This is a genomic window from Kitasatospora sp. NPDC048715, assembly GCF_043198905.1.
Taxonomy (GTDB): domain Bacteria; phylum Actinomycetota; class Actinomycetes; order Streptomycetales; family Streptomycetaceae; genus Kitasatospora; species Kitasatospora lactacystinica.
On record NZ_JBICVH010000020.1, the window covers coordinates 12,259 to 30,442 of the forward strand.

Sequence of the window (18,184 nt, forward strand, 5' to 3'; positions counted from 1 at the left end):
GGTGGTCAGTTGTGGTGGAGGCGGCGGTCGGTGGCGAGGCCGGCGAGGGTCAGGCGTGCGATGCGCAGCTGGTGGGAGCCGGTCCACGGGTCCCGCAGGGCTTGGGCGGTGGTGTCGGCGAGGAGCTGTACGAGGGCGGGGCTGGTGGTGCTCAGCCACTCGGGGAAGGTCTCGCCGGGTTCGCCGACCTGTCGCCAGGTGCCGGCCAGGGTGTCGGTGACGACGGCGGCGGCTTCGGCGGCTTCGGCGGCCTCGGTGGGTGCGAGGTCGTGGTGGCGGCTGATCCAGTGGTGCAGTTGGCCGAGTGCCGTGAGGTCGTGAAGGTCCGGGGGTTCGACGGCGGTGGTCATGGGCTTCTCCTGGAGTGGTGGACGGGTTGGCCGTGGATGGGGTGCCGGCCGGGACACGGGGCCCCGGCCGGCGGGGAACTGCCTATTTCCAATGGGCGATGATCGCCGCGAACTCGGCCTCTCGTGCGCGGTCCTCGGCCGCCAGCCGGGCGGGGTGCTCGGCCGCGATGGCGTCGAGGCGCGCGATCTCCTCGCGGTCTTCGGGGCGCTCCCAGCGCACGATCGTCGTGCCGCCCGGGTTGGGCTCGGTTTTGGTGTACTCGTCCTCGGCGGCTTCGCTGGTGGGATGGCCGGTCGACAGGTACCAGAAGGCGTTGTAGTCGTACTCGACGCCCCACTCGCAGTCGTCGGGGTCGCCGCCGTACTCCCACGGTTCGGTGACCTTGTAGAAGCCGATGCTCCAGGAGCCGTCTTCTCGTTGCCAGGTGACGTTTTCGCGGTGCAGGCTCATCGGGATCCTCTCTCAAACCTTGTGTTTATATTTTATACTCATTCCTTTGTGGGAGTCCACTCCGGCGACAGGTCTTCTGCCACCAAGTCCCCTCTACAGCAGACCAGTTGAATCATTTGCCGTCGGCCGTTGCATCTGTGGCCACGCGACGCCTGCGAGAGCGCGACGGTGCTGTTCGGGCAGGACGGCCACGGGGTGGCCGAGCCAGTCGCGGCCCATGTGTGCGAGGACGGCGGCGTCCGCCTTGTCGTACCGTCCTGGGCCTTCGCACTCCAGGCCGTACCGTTCGGCAACGAGGTCGCGAACCATGCCCTTCGCCACCCGCGCGCGCACCTGCTTGGGGTGGTCCTTGGCCGGGTTGGCGACCCCGCACGCGTAGATCTTCAGCGAGGCCGGCGGGACCTGGGCGTAGGGGATCCCGCTCTCCCACAACTTCTGGGTCACCATCCACCACAGCCCGCCGAGCTCATGGTGCCCGGCCTGCGCGCCGTGCCCGTAGGCCGCCCCTTCGAGGACGACGAGGTCCGCGCGCCGGACCCGGTCGGTGATCTCCCGCTTGTGCCAGTCCAGTCGGGGGTGGCCGCGCAGGTTCCTGGGCCGCAGGGCATCGGCCCAGTCGACGCCGGCGATGCCGGTGGAGGTGAGGGACAGGTCGAGGCCGATGACCAGAGGGACGGGCCCCGTGGGTGTGCTCGCGATGCCGGTGGTGTTCATTCGCGTTCGTGCTTCCTTGCTGGTGACTGGTGGACCGCGACCGGCCCCATCCCGGGCGGCGGTGGTACTGCTGGAGGTGGTGCGGGCCGGGTCCGGCCGCGGCGTGGGCGGGCTCCGGCCGCGCACACCCAGCGGTCGCTGGTCGCCGTCAGCCCCTCCCCTTCGGGCAGGTCGGGCCGTTCGGCCGCCGCCAGGGGATCGGGTGCGGGAGGGTCGCGGCACAGGTCAGGCCGCGATCGCGAGGATCAGCTGGACCTGCTCCGGTTCGGTCTCCGGCTCGACCTGCGGCGGAGAGTCGAAGGCTGCCAGGCAGGGCTCGCACTGCTGCTCCCCGACGACGCGGTGCCGCTCGTGGCCAGCGGCGCTGCCGCAGATGTCGCGGGACTTGCCGGGCAGGGGCAGGTCGAGGTCGTCGACGCCGTCGACGGTGCCGATGACCTCTCCGCCCAGCCACAGGCGGCCGCCGGCGACGCCGTCGAACTTCGATGGGTGGGGGCGGGTCTGGCGGATGCACATGGCCCGGTACGGGCAGGGCACGCACTTGGGCATGACCGGCGTGCACATCTCGATCAGGTCGCCCTTGTTCGCCCAGCCGCCTTCGGCGGGGCTGAAGAGGGGGTCGCGGTAGCACTCGGGGGTGAAGACGTCGGTGTCGGGCAGGGCGATGAACACGGGCTTGGTGGTCCTTGTCGGTGGGCGCCCTGTCCGGCCGCCCCGGAAGGGGGCGGGGCGGCCGGACAGGAGTTCAGGGGCGGTCGGCGGGGCGCCGGTGGAGGCGCAGCAGGGTGAGGCGGCGGCTCGGGTCGTGGCACACGCAGGTGACGTAGTCGTCCAGGAGCGGGCCGCCGTCCCAGCCGCCGGCGCCTTCGCAGTGGCGGCATTCCGGGTCGGGGGCCTGCGCGAGGACGAGGGCTCGGCGCGGTGGCGGGTCCAGGCGCAGGCGCCACCGGGGCCGGGGGCCGGTCACAGGACTTCCAGCAGCTGGCGGCCGATCCAGTGGGCGACGTTGCAGGACACCGCGTTGCCCGCTTGCATCGTCTGTTCGGCGCCGGTGCCCAGGACGATGTAGTCGTCGGGGAATCGCTGTCCGGCCAACTGCTCGCGGGGCTTGAGCATCCTGAACCAGCAGTCCTCAATGCTCTCCGCGGTGACGACGACCGCCGCCGAGTCCCGGGTGGACAGGGTGTGGAGCGGGTAGCCGGCGTGCTTGGCGGTGGCCTTGCGGTACGGGACGACCAGGGTGTTGCGGTCGCGGGGGTCGACGCGGCCTCCCGGCATGACGAGGCCGTGGTGGTTGCCCTGCGCGCTGACCGTGGAGATCGGGGCGTGTACCGAGGAGGTGGAGGCGTGGTTGCGGAACTCCACGATGTACGGGGCGGTGAGGAGGGCTTCGGACTCGCGGGTGGTGCGGGTACGTAGCGGCTGCTCCGCCGGGTAGGGCTCGGTGTTCCAGCTGCCGCCGACCGGCACGATCAGCGCCTCGCCCTGCTTGGTGCTGCGGGTCGGCATCGGCCGCTCGGCGACCGCGTAGGCCCGGTCTCCGCCGTCCTTGCCGTGGGTGAGGGTGATCGAGTACGGCTCGTACGGGTACTTCGCGCGTCCGGCTTCGATGCGCTGCATCGTGGTGTCGGCGAGCTTCCTGCTGCGGGAGCCGATGCGCTGGCCGAGGTCGGTCCAGTCGATGGCCGCGCTGGCCGGACGTACCCACGGTTCGACGAGGGCGTGGCGGCAGCGCGTGTTGGGGCAGCGGTAGTCGTACTGCTTGCCGTACTTGCCGATCGTGATCTTCGGGTCTCGCCAGGTCTGGACGGCGTTGACCTGCTCGGCGCACTCGAAGCACCACGCTGCCGGGGACGGGGTGAGGTTGGGCTTGCGCATGCCGCGGCGGGTGAACGTGATGTAGATGCGATCGCGCCACTGGGGGGCACGCAGATTGTCGGCGTCTCCGATGTGCGCCGAACTCACGGATGTGATCTGGTAGTTGTAGCCGAGTGCCTTCATCGCGGCTATCCATGCCGTGAACAGGACCCAGTCGGTCGCGAATTCGAGCACGTTCTCCACGACGATGGCCCGGTAGCGGTGGACCTCGGCGGCCCGCACGACGCACCACGCCGTGACCCGGGTCTTCTCGAACGCGGCGTCGGGCAGGACTTTGAACTCGTCGTCGCCGTCGAGGAGGTCGAGCTGCGGGGTCTCTCGGCGGAGGCCGCCGGCGGGGCTGATCTCGGTGCAGATCACCGACGCCCACAGCACGTCGGTTCTGGGCAGGTAGCGCATCGGCATGCCGGAGACGTCGATGCACAGGTGGTCGGCCCGGCTGTGGTTGGCGGCGTGAGTCGCCAGCGCAAGGGTCCAGTGGTTCACGCCCAGGGCGAGTTCAAGCCCGGCTTCGACAAGGCCTGTCGAGGAGCCGCCGGCGCCGCACAAGAAGTCGGTGACGGTGATGGACACGAGTGGCTCCTCTCAGTTCTCGGGGTCGTCGGTCGCGGGTCGGGTGGGCGGGCAGGTCGGTTCGGGGCTGTCGTCGCCGGGGTGCCCGGGGTGGGTCTTGATCGCGAGATGCCAGTGGTTGGCGGCGTGGGGTATGTCGGGCGGAGACGGGGTGCTGTCGGGGGTGGGCATGTGGAGGTCCAAGAGGTGATGTCGGGCTCATCGATGATGGCCCATACAAGTTGAGGGATTGAAGGTGCTCAGGTCCGGCGGGCGATGCCGTCGTGGCCGGCGGCGAGGCGCAGGAAGGCGATCCAGCGCACCCAGGCGGGGTATCCGTCGTCGGGGTCTTCGACGGCGACCTGGGCCGGGTAGGGGCAGGAGTCGTAGGTCGCGAGGGCTGCGGTGATCTCGGCGGCGCTGATGCGCCAACTGCCTGGACGGGTCAGCTTGCTGTCGGGGATGCCGGTGGGGTTCGGGTCGGCGCTGTCCGGATCTTCCTGGAAGAGGCGGCGGCGCTCCGGTCCGTCGAGGTCCGGCCACAGCAGCGGCTGGTAGTCGGTGAGCATCCCGAACCCGCGCATGGTCTCGCGCAGGGAATTCAGCCCGAGGGCGGTGGTGTCGAACCGGCAGTCCTGGTCGTCGGTGGAACCGGCGGACCGGATGAGGTGGAAGTGCACTGTCATGGTGGGGGCCTTCGGGTTCAGTTGGAGCGCAGGCCTGCGTGGTCGCCGGCTGTGTGGAGGAAGTCGATCCAGGAGTCCCATTCATCGATGAGGGCGCTCACGGCGGCCCGCTCGTCGTGGGGGGCTCGCTGGTGGGCGGCGAGGGCAGCGGTGATCTCGGCGGGGGTGATCAGCCAGTTCTCGCCGGTTTCGACCTTGTACCGGGGGATGCCGGTCGGATTGGGGGCGCTGGCTACCGAGACGGCGTTCTTCTTCGCCGTGACTGTCTCCTGCGGGTCCGCGCCCATGAGTTCGCGTTCGAGGTCGTACAAGGCGGCAGTGAGGAAGGGCAGGTCGTAGTGCAGGTCCTGGATCATGCCGAGGCGGTCCATGGCGCGGACGACGCGGTCGTGGGTGAAGTGGTCCAGGAAGTAGGTGACGGTGGGGTCGGACAGTTCGAGCTGGTAGGCCCTACCCATGGCGGTCTCCGTAGGTGTGAGGTCGGGTGATGGGTCCCCGGGCCCGGCTGTCGGGCCGGGCCCGGGGTGATGCGGTGTTCAGGGGCGCTTGCGGGCGCGGAAGGCGGTGTGGGCTGCCCAGAGGGACAGGATGAAGGCGGCGGTGCTCAGGGCGAGGGAGACGGTCTTGATGGTGGTCACGGGCTGTCGTGCTCCCGGCTTGTCGGTGGTGTAGGCGGTCGTCGTGGTGGTGAGGTCGGCGTGTCCGAGGTGAGCGGCGCAGCCTCTCCTTGGGCCCGCGGAGGACCAGTTGGGCGGGATGGGCGGGCTCGCCCAGAACAGCCCTGTGAAGTCCAGCGGCAGTTCGGGGCCGTCGTCGTGCGGCTGGTCGTCGCTGGGGTCAGCCACGGGCGTTCGCCGTCCGCGCGGGGCACTGCGGCGCGGTGAAGAGCCGGAGGCTGGCCAGGTAGACGCCGTGCGCGTCGCCGATCTTGATGCCGTCCGCGATCTGCTGGCCGAGCTGGTCCTCTTCTTCCCGGGTCTGCGGGTGGGGGAAGCGGCAGACGCATGGGCCGTGGGGGGTGTTGCTGCTGTAGGCGAGTTCGGCAAGGGTCACCTGGACGACCCGGGTGCGGTCGCGGGCGGCGAGCGCGTAGCGGGGCCAGTCGGGGCTCAGGTGCTGCTGGGTGATTTCGACGGGCAGGCTTCGTGCGACCGCCCAGGCGTATCGGGCGACTTCCCGGCTTGCGATCGGGAAGGCCTTCCGGATCTCGTAGGTTGCGGGGCCGTGATCGTGGATCGTGGTGACGGTGACGACGACGGGGTGGGCGTGGGGGACGGTCAGCAGGGCTATTCCTCGCGCACCGAGATAGGTGTCGATGGCGACAAGGAGCGGGGAAAGGAGAGCCCCGTTGAGGAGGTCGAGCCCGTCCGGGGTGGAGTCGTACACGGTGTCGCGGACGGTCGGGTTGTCACTGCTGCCCCTGATCGCCCGCCAGGCGGTGGCGGTGTCGATGTCGTCGGGAAGGTCTCCGATCTCGTCGCCGGTGTCGATTCGCAGGTAGCTGCCGTCGGGCAGGTCGGCGGTGATCGCCTCGATGTCGCCGTCGAAGGTGATGTCGGTGACGAAGCCGCGGCGACGCAACGCGGAGATCAGGGGGCCGAAGGCCTTGTAGCGGGCCTGCCAGTTGGGGTCCGTGACGCGGGGGTGGGTGGGCAGTGGTGCGAAGGTCATTGGGGTTCCAAGAGGTCGTTGTCGGGGGCCTGTCGGCCGGTGGGGTCAGGTGAGGCGCAGCAGGCGGGTCAGGAGGCTGCGTCGTCGGGTGCGGGTGGGCGTCGGGGAGGGTGGGGGTGGCAGGTAGCGGGCGATGGCGCCGAGGACGGGGCTGGGGTTGACGCCGAGGCGGTGGTGGTCGCCGAGGAGGGTTGAGTCGTAGATGACGGCTCGCTGGCCGGTGGGGAGGGTTCGGGTGATCTGCCAGCCGGTGGCGCCGTTGGGCTTGCGGGCGGCGGCTCCTCCGACGCCGTCGTCGGTGACGGCCAGGAGTGCGCCGTCGGGCAGGTGCAGGTGCAGGCTGGCGTGCCGGTTGTTGGCGGCGAGGTGGAAGGGGATGCCGTACTGGCGGGCGAGGTCGGTGATCGGCTGGTAGGTGCCGGCGAGGATAGGGGTGTCGAGTGGTGGCACGGTTCCTCCGTACATGATGTTCGGCTCTTGCATGAGTACCCATACATGTTGGGGGCGGCCGGGGGTATGGACCCCCGGCCGTGGGGGGGGTTAGGCGGCGCGCTCGGCGGAGTACCGGTCGGACCAGGTGCTGAGCGTGGCGGCCATCGCGCGGAGCTGGGCGGCGAGGCGCCGGGCGTTCTGGGCGTCGAACCGGTTGGGCTCGGCGGGCAGTTCGTGGCGGCGGTGGCCGAGGAAATCGAGGAAGTCGTCGACGCGGTTGGACAGTTCGGCGGCAGGGGCGTCGGCGGCGTCCCGATTGGGGGCGGCGCTGACGCTCTGGGCGAGGATGGCGAGCTGGTCGAGTTCGTTGTCGATCTCTTCGTTCTCGGCGCGCTCGGTGGCGATGGCGCGGACGAGCGGGTCGAGGATGCTGGAGTAGTCGAGGGCGTAGGTGGGGCGCCCCTGGTCGTCCTTAACGGCGATGAGCGCGGGCAGCATTTCGATTCCCTTCGTCGGGGGGCCTCCCCCCTCTTCATGTTTAGATTCTATACTCATTCAATGGGGGGCACAACTCCCGCCAGCCAGTTACCTATTCGTGATACTTGGTGCGCTGGCGCGCGGCCCGGAGCGCCTCGAACGCCTTCCGCTTCGCCGACTGCGCCGCCTCCGAGCCGACCTCCGCCTGCTCTCGCCGCACCTGCGCGTCCCTCCGGAAACCCTCCAGCCACTCCTGCTCCCGCTGCCTCTGCGCCACCGTGCGGCCCCGCTCCTCGGCCTGCCGCTGCGCCCGGGCGCTGGTCCCGCAGGCCCGGCAGTTCTCCGCGACCTTCCGGTGACGCGAGCACGGCCGCGCCTTCGCCCCCTCCGTATCCGCCGGCTCCCCCGCGGCGCCAGCCGTGGGGGGTAGGGGGGTAGGTAGGACATAGGTAGGAGCAGGAAAGGAAGGGGTTCCCCCGGGGCAACCTGCTGGGTTCCCTTCGGGCGACGTGTCGGGTTCCCCCGGGGAAACCTTCACCCCCGGCGGAGGTGGGTTCCCCTCGGGCGACCCACGGCGCTCGGCCGCCCGAAGCTCTCGCTCCTCCACGTCGCGGGACGTACGCGCCGGGGCAGCCGGGGCAGCACGCTGGGTCCGGGGCCGCGCCAGACGAGGGTTCCGCGGCGCGGCGACCGCCGCACGCTGACGCTCCCGCAACTCTTCCCGATCCGGGGTCCGCGGCACCCCGGCCGGGAACACCCGGTAGAGGGCCGCGCGCCCCGGCCTGCCGACCTCCACGCGCTCCACCAGCCCCTTCGCCACCAACGCCGTGACCAGGGTGATCGTGCGCTTCTGCGACACTCCGGTCCACGCCGCCATGCGGTGCATGCCCGGACTCGACAGGCGACTCTCGTCGTCCGCGCTGTCGCAGATCTTCATCAACGCGAGCTTCTCGGTCGGGTTTCCGATCACCTCCGGCGGCAGGTACGCGGCGGCGACCATCAGTTGTATCGACATGCGGGACTCCCCCTCGGCGGCACAGTGCGGGTCGGTGCTGCACCGCGCTCACCTGGGGGCCGCCTTGACCTCGATCCGGCGGGCGCCCTTCTTGACAACCCTGCGCGTGGGCACCGCGATGCCGGCGGTCACGAGGGCCTTCACCATGCGCTCCGCGTCCGGGACCATCGGTATCGGCGCCTGGAGGTCGTCGAACAGCTCGATCATGGCGCGCACGTCCGGCTCGTCCACCTCCTTGTCCTCGCCCCGCCACGCCAGGACGTTGCGCCCGTACGTCCCCGCTTCGGTGCCGTCGACGGCCTTGCGCACGAACTTCTTAACCCGGTCGGCCTCCGCCCAGTCCTTGTGGGCGTCGGCGTAGTCCGCCAAGTGCACCGCCACGTCCTCGCGGTTGTGCACGATGTTGGCCTGGACCGGCCGGCCGCCCGCCGCCACGCCCCAACAGGCCGTCGCGAACGGGCAGCAGTCGCACACGGTGTCGATTCCGGGCCCGTAGAACGAGCGGGGGGCCTGCTCGGGGTGCTCGGTCTCGGTGATCCGCTCCAGCCACCACACGGCCTCTTCGGCGACCTCCGGGTCGTAGGGGAACTCCTGGACGAACTCCTCGCCGTTGTCGCGGCATATGAACCGCATCCGCACCCGCTCGACCTGGACTGGGCCGAGGCGGGCCAGGACCCGCTGCCCGTCGACGTCGGCGAAGCCGCCGGTGCGCAGCAGCCGCACGTAGGTCATGACCTGCCGCAGCTCCCCGGCGGTGGCGCCGTAGCGCCGCACCTCGTCCCAGCGGTAGATCGTGCGGGTCTTGATGTCCTCCACGGTGTTCACGTCGGCAGCGACCTTGGGACGCAGGCGGCGCGGGAGCTGCCGGGCGGTTGCCCGGTCGAGCTGGACGATGTCGATGCTGCCGCGGATCGTCGCGTCGGCGACCCGCTTCTCGGTGATCCAGCCGAACTCGCGGCGGGCGGCGGTGGTCAGGCCTTCGTGGATGTAGGTGCCGAGCATCGCGGCCGGGCTGACGACGTGGTCGGTCGGCTCCCAGCCGTGGTGGATGTACGCTGCGCGGCGCTCGCACACGAGGTCGGACGCGCCGAGCTGGCGTTGCCGGGAACGCGGTCGGGCCTGGTCGACGGCGTCGGCCGCGACCCAGATGGACGGCGACTCCGGCACGTCTAGGACGGGGGTGGACATGGGTGTACTGCTCCAAGAGGTCGTGACGGTACAGGGGCCCGCGAGGGCCAGGGCCGCCCGCATGGGGGCAGGCCGAGGGGCCAGCGCGGCTGCGGTGTACGGCATGCCGGCCGGGGTACGGTGCGCGTGGTGAGGGCGGGGCCGGGCTCCTGGCGAGGAGGCCCGGCCCCGTCGGTCAAGCGGCGGCCGCGGCCTGGCCGACGGCTTCGGCCCGCTGCGCCTCGGCAGCGGCGACCCAGACGGGCGGCGACAGGGCGCTCATCGTCGGGGTGGACATGGGTGTACTACTCCAAGAGGTCGAGAGGGGCGCGGCGCCGCGCCGACGGCAAGCCGTGCCCAGGCAGAGGCGGTGCCGTGCGGTCTACGGTTCGCGGGGGCATTCGCAGGGCGGGACGCAGATGCATCCGGCACAGCCGGGGCACCAGTCCTCGGGCGGCATGCCGCACTCGGTGCAGCAGTAGCAGCGAGTCAGACACGTCGTGCCTTCGCACAGAGGCGCGGGACGGGGATTGTCGGAGTTCACGGAGGAGCCCTTCGGCCGGGCCGCCCGCACGGGGCGGCCCGGCCAGCTGCTATGCGGCGGCGGGCGCCGGCTCGGCGGTGAACTCGGCGTCGGCCTCGGCCTGCTGCGCCTCGGCGGCGGCGCGCAGCCGGGCGGCGTCGCTCTCCAGGGCGTTGTCGAGGTCGGCCTTCGGGGCGGCGAGTTCGGCGACCCGCGCCTTGACCGCTCCTCGGACGGTGTGCCACTCCATCTCCGAGAGGCCGGTCTCCGGCCCGGTGTTCAGCTCGTTCCACAGTTCGACGCAGGCGTCACGGTCGGCTGCGGCGGCGACGCGGGCCATCCACGGGCCGGTGCGGTCACCGGTCAGCTCGGGCATGTCACGGGGCTGGGACTCGGCCGAGCAGCCGAGCATGTCGAAGATCAGCTTCTCGAAGGAGAAGTCCAGCAACGGCATCGGGTTGCCGGACTCGACACGGAACCTCAGGGTGCGTGCCTTGATGATCTGGGTGGCCTTGTCGCGGCGCATCCGAGCCCACACCGTGGAGTCGAACCCGATGTCTTTCTGTGCCGTGACGCTCCACTCCTTCACGGCGCGGCCCCTCTCGACCAGCGGCTGGCCGTTGGCGTCGGTGGCCGAGACCTCCCGGCCCCGGGCGAGCATGATGGCGATGCCCGGCATGGTCTGGAGCATGTGGACGATGCGGTACCAGCGGGCGATACTGTCGTTCCACAGATGGCGGCCGACGTCGATGTTCGCGTCCGGGTTCTGGGCGAGCTTGGCCCGGTTGCCGGTGCTGCGCTTGGCTCGCTCGTAGGTCCAGTTGGACAGCATCCGCCATAGCGCGGACCCTGAGTCGATGACGAATACGACGGGCTTCTCGCCGGCGGAGGCGGCGCGGTGCGCCTCCCACCAGACAGCCTCGACCTGTTCGGCGATCGACTGGTAGGAGCCGTCGTGGACGATCACCTCGAAGTCGGCGCCGGGGATCGCGGCGTACTCGTCGGCAGAGCCCTCGGACAGGTCCATCACATACATCTGGCCGACTCGTTTGCAGGCGCTGAAGGCGATGGTCTCGTACGGCTTGCCGGCACCTTCCTCGCCCTCGACGAGGATGAACGGCCAGGGCACGATGCCGGTGGGCTTGCGGGAGTTGAGCTTCGGTGGCAAGGGTGGTTCTCCAAGAGGTTGGTGCGGTGCGTCAGTCCGTGCGCAGGGCACGGACTTCGATGCGTGGTGCCCACTCGGGGTGTCGCTCGATGAGTAGGCGGGCGTAGCGCGACCTGAAGTCGTTGTTCAGCCGGAAGTCGCCGTCGGAGCCGAGGGTGGCGCGGCCGTAGGAGTAGCGGACGAGTTCGAAGAGCATGCCGAGGCTGATCGTGGCGAACTTCGCGTCGATGCACTCCGCGGTGAGCCGCTCCAGCTCGGCGAGGACCCACGGGTTGGCCCCGTGGAACTGCTCGAATCGCTCCTGGATCGTCGCCACGCGGGGCATCCCGGGTGCGGGCACGACGATGCGGCGGACGGTTTCCAGGCCAGGAAGGTGGTCCTGAGTGACAGCGGGCACGGCGCTCTCTCCCCTCAACTTGATGGGGATACTAAGCAAGAGTGCCCATACAAGTCGAATCTCTGGTCACCCCTCTCCGCAGAGGGGGTGATCGGGCGCCTTCTGCCGCGGCACCGCATGCCGGCGAGCGCATTCCCACAAGTGACCCCCATCTACAGGGGGCGGGCCCTTCGCCCACCCTCTTGTTTATATTTTATACTCACTTATGAGGGGGGGGTCAACTGGGTTCAACTCTTCTTCGTGGCCCCCCTCGTGAGGATCTTCGATCCGGGACCGTCGTACAGTCCGCTCTTGAGCGCCTCCACGACCTCCCGATTGATCACGGGAGTCCTGCTCTTAATCTTGGAGAAGCGGGTCGTGCTCTCCAGCGTGTCGAGGGCACTGCTCAGCAGCCACAGCGGCGAACCCGATAGGCGCCAGTCCGATGCCGGGAAATCGCCGTCCTTGATCGCGGCATCCAACCGGGGCAGGAAGCTGCTGGGATCCTCGTCGATCATGGCGACGATCTCGCGCTGGCCGACAATCGGCGGCAGGTCGCCGCGGTGCACCGTCAGCGCGGACACGAGACCGCGCCCAGGGGACTGCTCCTCCACCAGTTGCTCAACGACCGCCATGTTCGGCTTCTTCGCGCGCGCGAACCGCTCGCCCTGGGCAACCGCGAAGCCCAACGTCCAGTAGGCCCGGCCGCTGATGATCACTGCCTCGTCGTAGTCCAGCTGCCCGCGCTGAAGCCACTGCGCGACGTTGCGGGCCGTCCCGTCGTAGATCGCGCTGAACTCCTGCTGGCCGACGAGCACCGGCTTCTTGTCACTCACTTCGCCACTCCCTGCCGACATGAAAAGTGAGTATTAAGCCTATGCCCAGGCTGTGGAAGATCCGCTATCGAGGCCCGGTGCTAGAGTGGAGAATCCAAGAGGTCGGGCCCCCATTCCATTCGGAACGGGGGCCCAACTCGTTCTTCGGCACGGCGCCTTCCGGAAGCTCCAGCTGGCCGGTCCGGCGCGCGCCGGGTGCGCGGCAGCACGCGCCGAACCGTCACCCCTACTGTGGCAGCGGGGCCTTCCCCGCCGGATAGGCCGGGGGCTTGGCGTAGCCGAGCAGCCAGCCCCACCGGGGCGACAGATAGTGCTCCGCCGCCCGGAACACCGCGTAGTAGATGAAGGACACCAGCGGCACGAGGACGCCGGCGAGCGCGGTGGCGTCGAGGTCGAGACCGTAGCGGGCAGCAGCGGCCACCAACCAGCCCACCAGGGCGGGCACGCCGGTACGCAGCAGGGACAGGTACAGGTTCACCGGGCTCCTCTCGGTTACGGGGGTGTCGGTCAGGACCACAGTCGGCTCCAGGTGGACGGGCCGGGCAGGCCGTCTGCGTCGCCGCCGGACCACCCCTGCGCGCGCTGGAACGAGGCCACGTTCGCCCGGTCGGCTTCGCCCCAGGAGCGGGACGGCCCGACCTTGTAGGCGCCGCCGAAGCCCTTGCGCACGAGCTGCTGCCCGAGGGCGAGGATCGAGTCGTTCACCTTGCCGGGGCCGAAGGCGTCCCGGCCCGGGAACGGCGGCGGGCCGGACGGCTGCGGGCCGGGCCCGCCCCCGAGGCGGGCGGCAACTCGGGCACGGAATTCGCCCATGTCGACGCCGCGCGGATCGGGCTTACCCGGCTGCCACTCCTTGTGGCCGATGACGGACCGCTCGGACCAGCCGTGCGCCCGGCACACCGCGGCGGCGGCCCGCACCATCGCCTCGATCTGGCCGTCCGGCCAGCCCTCCGCCCCGGTCCCGCTGTTGACGCACTCGAAGCCATAAAAGCGCGAATTGCCATCGGTGTTGGCCTGGTCGGCCGGAGGCAGGGCCCGCTCGGCGATGACGGCCTGCAGGACGTCCCCGTCGCCCGCGCCGGCATGGTTGGTCCGGCCGTAGCCGACCAGGTGCACGCCGCCGTCGCGGGCGATGACGCCGTGGCACAGCGGGCCCGGAAGGCCGTCGTAACCGTCGCGGCAGATCTGCACGGAGCTGTCGGTACCGGAGGTAGCGGTGTGGTGGATCACGATGCCGTGCACCGGACCCCACGCGCCCTTGTGGTTGCGGTTGTGTGCGCGCCAGTCACCGACTTCGGTGACGGAAAGCCCCTCGCCGCGAAGGGCGTTGAGGAAGGCGTCGGCACTCAGAGGCGTTGCCAAGATGTGGTTCGCGTTTCTCCCCCGCGCACCAGGTGGTGGTGTAACTCGGCGCCAGCTGCCTACGTGTGTGCGCCCTTGGAGAGCAGCCACAGCTGCACCGCGGCCACAACCAGCGGCGCGACGAACGCGCCGATCAGCCACCGTCGGGCGGCGACCGCCGCCGCCTCGGCTGATTCCCGGGCGCGGGCCTCCGCGGTGAGGTCCCGTTCGATGACGACGAGCCGCTGGTCGACCAGCCGCTGATCGGACGAGTAGACGTCCTTCGTCACGGCCTGCTCGATCCGGCCGGCGAGGACCTGGAGGTCGGCCCGCAGATTCTCACGGAGTCCGGCGATACCGTCCCGCTGGTCCTCGCGAAGCTGAAGCAGAGCGCGCTGGAGCTCCCCGAGCGTAGGTTCGGCGGTCGGCGGGACGCTCACGACAACTCCAACAGGCGTTCCCCGCGCCGGAAGTCATCATACGGCTTCCGACTACACCACCCCAATGCCGACCTTGCACATTACACCCACTTTGCCCAGCTTTTTCTTCGCACCGAGCCCCGCCGTCCAAGATCAAGCGGCCATCAAGCCAATCGGCGCATCAGCGTTCGGCGCACACAAAGAACGTCCGACAAGAGAAATCGGACATATCGCAAACCAGACCCAAGTCATGGAATACCAGCATCGATCACATTTGCCTCCCGACCGACAATGAAGCCGCCGTCCGGATTGCCCACAAATATCCGCCAAGAGGTTTTGAGACATGCTGGCGATATATTCAGCCAACGGCACACTGGCCTCAATTCGATCAACAGGGCACCGTTACGGTCAGAATGCGCCGTGAGCAAACGGTGCGCCATGAATCAAATTGAACGGAGTGGGATTTGAAGTTTCGCCGTACCTTCGTGAGCACCGTGATTCTGATCATGTCGGCAGCCGGAGCAAGTATCGCCAAGGCCGCCCCTGAAGACCCCCCCACTTCAGGGACAGCCGAAGCCGGTGTCACCTCGCGGACCGCGACCGAGTCCGAGCAGGCCGTCCTCGACTTCTGGACGCCTGAGCGGGTCCGCCAAGCGGCCACCAACCCACTGCCCGCACAAACGGTGACCGAGGAAGCCGCCCGCAAGGCCCGCGAGCAAGCAGCTCAGCACGCAGACACCAGCTTCCAGAAGACGGAAGCGGTCAGCGCGGACGCCGTTGCACCGCTCGTGCCCCACCAGGCTCTGCAGGCATCACCGCGTGCCGCCGCCTCAATCGGGGACCTCTCCCGCTCGGACCTCGCCGCTCCCCTCGGCTGGAAGACCAAAATCACCGGTCGGCTCTTCTTCGACGTCGACGGTGAAACCCTCGGAACGTGCAGCGCCGCCGTCATCGTCTCCAACAACAAGAACTCGATCTGGACGGCCGGCCACTGCCTGCACAGCGGCAAAGGAGGAAACTTCTACCAGAAGTTCGTCTTCGCACCAGGATACGATGAAACCGCCCCCTGGGGATTCTGGCCGCTGAAGAACATCATCGTCTCATCCGCATGGGCCGATGAAAGCGACAATCTCTGGGGCGATATGGGCGGGGGAATCGTCGCCCCGCTATCCCAGTACGGAAATCTCCAGGAGTGGGTCGGCGCCTACGGATACCGCTTCAACAGCGAATCCGACATCAACGGGGTCACTGCTATCGGGTACCCGGTGGACGGCTACAATCGCCCCAGTTCCGAGTTTCACAACGGCGCTAAGCCGATGTACTGCCACGGCAACGCCTTCGACGCGGGCAACTGGAACCCCTTCGACGACCGGCTGAAGCTCCCCTGCGATATGGGGCACGGCGCCAGCGGCGGCCCCGTGATCGCCGACCTCAACGGGAACAGCCAGATCGTGGGGGCCAACAGCCACCGACTGGCAGACAGCAACAACAACTGGGTCGACAACTACATGTACTCGTCCAACCATGGAAGCAGCGCCGCCGGTGTGATGAGCTGGCTCAACTCGCACTGACCGCTACAGGCATCGGGGGCTGGGGCTGCGTATTCGACCTGCGCAGCCCCACCCCTGTGCGCTACTTGCCTCCCCCACGGATCTCACCCATCAGGGGCTTCGGCGGATGCGAACGCAGGTAGTCCTCGAACGCCGCCGGAGTCTCGACAAACTTCTGCATCTCCGGGGTGATCGGGAGGTTCTCCTTCGTCACCACCCCTCCCGAGTCCCGGGCAAAGACCGCTGCGGTGACACCGCCAGCTGCGATCAGAACTCCCCCCAACGCCAACAGGACTGTCCCTGCACGTCCCACGGCCATACTGGCCCCCTTCTCGACCTACAGCCACCCCGGCCTGCTATCGGCGTACCGCGACACGACCCCGAGCCACCGAAGGTCCGGGCACTCGAAGTCGCATCTCAACAATGTAGGCGGACGAGCACCGTGTCGGGAGCAATTGAACAACTGAGCGTCCCGGCGAGCTGCCTTCCCTTCGCTGGTGATCACCCTCGGCGGCGGCCGGCATCACTCCGCCCAGCTGTCGCCGCGAGCCGCCAAAAGTATGGTCAGTCGACGCAGGACCACTCCACCCCGCTGAACGAGATCCAACCGCCAAAGCTGCCAGTGGCGTTCCAGACCTCCAGGTTGCCGTTCGGCTGGAGGAAGAGTGTCGCGACCGCCGGGTTGGCGGCGGAGACGGTGAAGACTTCGCCGACCTTGGGGCGCAGTGCGGGGTCGTCGATGACGGCAACGACCCCGCCGACGAAACCTGCCGGTACGGCCGCGATTCCGCGCAGCATCACGGTACCGTCGGGCCTCTTCTTGATCCCGACCGACCGCCAGCCGGCGAGCGACGTGCAGCCGCTCTGGAAGGTCGGTGTCGTCCATGCCGCCGACTCCGCCCGGACGACGCCACTGGTGACGACGACGTCCCCTCCCTGGACACGGACACCGGTGCTGCTCTGGAGAAGCATCCCTCCGGCCAGCGCCCTGACGGTCAGGCCGGTCTTGTCGAGGTAGGTGGCGGCGGCCTGGTCGACGAGCTGCACGATGTGCTGCGAGGGGCTGAGCAGTTGGATCGCGGACTTGGCGTTGTCCTGGCGCCGGGCGGTGGACAGGACCGTGGCCTCGGCCAGCCCCGAGGTCGTCCCTGCGACGGTGGCGACGGACGCGCCGCCGGACTGCCAGCCGCCGACCGCTTCGAGGGTCGCCCGGCCCTGGGGCGCGTACCCGGCGTCGGGCCCGCCGGCGGACAGGACCAGGCGGCTGGTGTGGGCGCCGTCGGGCGTCACCTGGGGGCTGGACAGGGTGGCGCTCGGCGCGCTCCCGTCGGGGGTGTCCTGGACGGTGGCGGTCAGCCGGGACGGCGCCCGCTCGGCGGAGGCCCCGGAGTACAGGAGGGCCGAGGGGACGGAGGCGCCGGTCACGGGGTCGGTCGGCGCCAGCATGACCCTGCGCCCGGTGGTGCCGGTCTGCAGGGTGCCGCCGGTGACGGTGCCGCCGGTGATGGTGACGCCCTTGATGGTCCGGCCGTCGATGGCGTCGGCGGACAGCGCGGCGGCCGTGATCGCTCCTGCGGCGATCTTGTCGGCCGTGATCGAGTTGGCGGCGAGCTTGTCGGCCGTGACCGTCAGCGCCTTCAGTTCCCGGCCGGTCACCGTGTCCGCGGCGATCTTCCCCGCCACCACGGAGTCGGCGGCGAGGTTCACCGCGGTGACCGAGTTGGAGGCGATCTTCGATGCGGTGACCGCGCTGGCGGCGAGCTGCCCGGCCGTGACGGCGCCGGCGGCGAGGTTCGCCGTAGTGACGGCCCCTGCGGCGAGTTCGCCTGTGCTGATCGCTCCGGCGGCGATCTCCCGTGCGGTGATGGCGTCTGCGGCGATCGTGCCCGGGGTGACCGCGTCGGCGGCGAGCTTCCCGGCCACAACGGCCGCTTCGCCGAGCTTCGTGGCGGTCACGGCGGCGTCGGTGAGAGCCTTCTCTCCGATCGCCCCGGCAGCGACCTTCGCGGCGGTCACGGCGTCGGCCGCGAGCTGGAGCTCACCGACGATGCCGTCCAGTACCTCCTGGGCGACGACGGGGGCAGGCCCGGCGGTCGCCGTGCCTGACGGCGCCGACGCCTTGCCGGAAGTGCTGCGCGCCACCAGGGTGACCCACACCGGCACGGTCGTAGGGACGGTGACGACTCCCCCTTGCGGCGTGTCGATGGTGGTGACGAGGGTGGCGGGCGACGGCACGAACACCGCGGTGGGCGAGGCGTGGACCTCGACGTGGGCCAGGTCCAGGGGGCTGACCGCCCCGTCGGCGAAGCCTCCGGTCCAGGTGACGCGGACGCCGCCGAGGGCCGCGGCCGCGGTCGGCGCGCGCGGCGCGGGAGGGACGGGCCCGTTGACGGCGGTGATGCCCGTGGTGCCGTCGGGCTGCTGGCCGATGATGGCGCGCAGCCGGCCGCCGGACGTGACGGTGAGGGCGCCGTCGTCGATGCTGCTGTGGGAGAGCCGGGAGGACCGGGACAGTTCGAGCAGGGCCGTCTCCAGCGTCGCGATGCGCGTCGCGAGGGCGTCCAGGGCGGTGGGCACG

The 18,184-nt window shown here is 69.8% G+C and carries 24 protein-coding genes; 1 reads left to right on the forward strand and 23 read right to left on the reverse strand.

Annotation, left to right across the window (positions count from 1 at the left end; translation table 11 throughout):
- Positions 1 to 5 precede the first annotated feature (5 nt).
- The 21 genes from ACGFSC_RS32415 to ACGFSC_RS32515 all read right to left on the reverse strand — a co-directional run bounded on the left by ACGFSC_RS32415 (position 6) and on the right by ACGFSC_RS32515 (position 14,077).
- Complete coding sequence (locus ACGFSC_RS32415; protein ID WP_359898128.1) at positions 6 to 350, reverse strand: hypothetical protein; 345 nt, start codon at positions 348 to 350, stop codon at positions 6 to 8.
- A gap of 82 nt (positions 351 to 432) precedes the next feature.
- Positions 433 to 801 (reverse strand): hypothetical protein, encoded by a 369-nt coding sequence (locus tag ACGFSC_RS32420; protein ID WP_359898129.1) that lies wholly within the window; start codon positions 799 to 801, stop codon positions 433 to 435.
- A gap of 93 nt (positions 802 to 894) precedes the next feature.
- On the reverse strand, positions 895 to 1,515 hold the full coding sequence (locus ACGFSC_RS32425; RefSeq protein WP_359898130.1) for a hypothetical protein: 621 nt from the start codon (positions 1,513 to 1,515) through the stop codon (positions 895 to 897).
- A gap of 225 nt (positions 1,516 to 1,740) precedes the next feature.
- Positions 1,741 to 2,187, reverse strand: coding sequence for a hypothetical protein (locus ACGFSC_RS32430; protein ID WP_359898131.1), 447 nt, complete (start codon positions 2,185 to 2,187; stop codon positions 1,741 to 1,743).
- A 73-nt stretch (positions 2,188 to 2,260) separates the two neighbouring features.
- Complete coding sequence (locus ACGFSC_RS32435) at positions 2,261 to 2,482, reverse strand: hypothetical protein (RefSeq protein ID WP_359898132.1); 222 nt, start codon at positions 2,480 to 2,482, stop codon at positions 2,261 to 2,263.
- Positions 2,479 to 3,966, reverse strand: coding sequence for a DNA cytosine methyltransferase (locus ACGFSC_RS32440; RefSeq protein WP_359898133.1), 1,488 nt, complete (start codon positions 3,964 to 3,966; stop codon positions 2,479 to 2,481). Before ACGFSC_RS32440 ends, ACGFSC_RS32435 begins: the two co-directional genes overlap by 4 nt.
- A gap of 12 nt (positions 3,967 to 3,978) precedes the next feature.
- Entirely contained in the window at positions 3,979 to 4,137 is a 159-nt protein-coding gene (locus tag ACGFSC_RS32445; RefSeq protein WP_359898134.1) for a hypothetical protein, read from the reverse strand.
- Between the two features lie 68 nt (positions 4,138 to 4,205).
- Complete coding sequence (locus ACGFSC_RS32450; RefSeq protein ID WP_359898135.1) at positions 4,206 to 4,631, reverse strand: hypothetical protein; 426 nt, start codon at positions 4,629 to 4,631, stop codon at positions 4,206 to 4,208.
- Positions 4,632 to 4,648: 17 nt separating this feature from the next.
- Positions 4,649 to 5,089 (reverse strand): hypothetical protein, encoded by a 441-nt coding sequence (locus ACGFSC_RS32455; RefSeq protein WP_359898136.1) that lies wholly within the window; start codon positions 5,087 to 5,089, stop codon positions 4,649 to 4,651.
- Between the two features lie 78 nt (positions 5,090 to 5,167).
- The gene (locus ACGFSC_RS32460; RefSeq protein WP_359898137.1) at positions 5,168 to 5,476 is read right to left on the reverse strand and encodes a hypothetical protein; all 309 of its coding nucleotides are present in this window, start codon (positions 5,474 to 5,476) and stop codon (positions 5,168 to 5,170) included.
- A complete protein-coding gene (locus ACGFSC_RS32465; RefSeq protein ID WP_359898138.1) occupies positions 5,469 to 6,302 on the reverse strand; it encodes a hypothetical protein in 834 nt (277 codons plus the stop codon). Before ACGFSC_RS32465 ends, ACGFSC_RS32460 begins: the two co-directional genes overlap by 8 nt.
- Before the next feature lie 45 nt (positions 6,303 to 6,347).
- The gene (locus ACGFSC_RS32470; protein WP_359898139.1) at positions 6,348 to 6,752 is read right to left on the reverse strand and encodes a hypothetical protein; all 405 of its coding nucleotides are present in this window, start codon (positions 6,750 to 6,752) and stop codon (positions 6,348 to 6,350) included.
- Positions 6,753 to 6,842: 90 nt separating this feature from the next.
- Positions 6,843 to 7,232 (reverse strand): hypothetical protein, encoded by a 390-nt coding sequence (locus ACGFSC_RS32475; RefSeq protein ID WP_359898140.1) that lies wholly within the window; start codon positions 7,230 to 7,232, stop codon positions 6,843 to 6,845.
- A 91-nt stretch (positions 7,233 to 7,323) separates the two neighbouring features.
- Positions 7,324 to 8,226, reverse strand: coding sequence for a hypothetical protein (locus ACGFSC_RS32480; RefSeq protein ID WP_359898141.1), 903 nt, complete (start codon positions 8,224 to 8,226; stop codon positions 7,324 to 7,326).
- Positions 8,227 to 8,274: 48 nt separating this feature from the next.
- Positions 8,275 to 9,414: a hypothetical protein gene (locus ACGFSC_RS32485; protein ID WP_359898142.1), complete on the reverse strand. Its 1,140-nt coding sequence runs from the start codon at positions 9,412 to 9,414 to the stop codon at positions 8,275 to 8,277.
- Positions 9,415 to 9,986: 572 nt separating this feature from the next.
- A complete protein-coding gene (locus tag ACGFSC_RS32490) occupies positions 9,987 to 11,084 on the reverse strand; it encodes a hypothetical protein (protein ID WP_359898143.1) in 1,098 nt (365 codons plus the stop codon).
- Positions 11,085 to 11,115: 31 nt separating this feature from the next.
- Entirely contained in the window at positions 11,116 to 11,481 is a 366-nt protein-coding gene (locus ACGFSC_RS32495) for a hypothetical protein (RefSeq protein WP_359898144.1), read from the reverse strand.
- Positions 11,482 to 11,708: 227 nt separating this feature from the next.
- Positions 11,709 to 12,296 (reverse strand): hypothetical protein, encoded by a 588-nt coding sequence (locus ACGFSC_RS32500; RefSeq protein WP_359898145.1) that lies wholly within the window; start codon positions 12,294 to 12,296, stop codon positions 11,709 to 11,711.
- A gap of 226 nt (positions 12,297 to 12,522) precedes the next feature.
- Positions 12,523 to 12,774 (reverse strand): hypothetical protein, encoded by a 252-nt coding sequence (locus ACGFSC_RS32505; RefSeq protein WP_359898146.1) that lies wholly within the window; start codon positions 12,772 to 12,774, stop codon positions 12,523 to 12,525.
- A gap of 29 nt (positions 12,775 to 12,803) precedes the next feature.
- The gene (locus ACGFSC_RS32510; protein WP_359898147.1) at positions 12,804 to 13,658 is read right to left on the reverse strand and encodes a peptidoglycan-binding protein; all 855 of its coding nucleotides are present in this window, start codon (positions 13,656 to 13,658) and stop codon (positions 12,804 to 12,806) included.
- A 59-nt stretch (positions 13,659 to 13,717) separates the two neighbouring features.
- The gene (locus ACGFSC_RS32515) at positions 13,718 to 14,077 is read right to left on the reverse strand and encodes a hypothetical protein (RefSeq protein WP_359898148.1); all 360 of its coding nucleotides are present in this window, start codon (positions 14,075 to 14,077) and stop codon (positions 13,718 to 13,720) included.
- A 464-nt stretch (positions 14,078 to 14,541) separates the two neighbouring features.
- Between ACGFSC_RS32515 and ACGFSC_RS32520 the strand changes: the two genes are divergently transcribed.
- Complete coding sequence (locus ACGFSC_RS32520; RefSeq protein WP_359898149.1) at positions 14,542 to 15,627, forward strand: hypothetical protein; 1,086 nt, start codon at positions 14,542 to 14,544, stop codon at positions 15,625 to 15,627.
- 61 nt (positions 15,628 to 15,688) lie between these two features.
- On the opposite strand, the gene ACGFSC_RS32525 is transcribed toward ACGFSC_RS32520, so the two are convergent.
- Both ACGFSC_RS32525 and ACGFSC_RS32530 read right to left on the reverse strand, forming a co-directional pair.
- Positions 15,689 to 15,925 carry a hypothetical protein gene (locus tag ACGFSC_RS32525; RefSeq protein WP_359898150.1) on the reverse strand — a complete coding sequence of 79 codons (237 nt, stop codon included), beginning with the start codon at positions 15,923 to 15,925 and terminating at the stop codon, positions 15,689 to 15,691.
- Positions 15,926 to 16,170: 245 nt separating this feature from the next.
- Positions 16,171 to 18,183: a hypothetical protein gene (locus ACGFSC_RS32530; protein ID WP_359898151.1), complete on the reverse strand. Its 2,013-nt coding sequence runs from the start codon at positions 18,181 to 18,183 to the stop codon at positions 16,171 to 16,173.
- Between the last annotated feature and the right edge of the window lies 1 nt (position 18,184).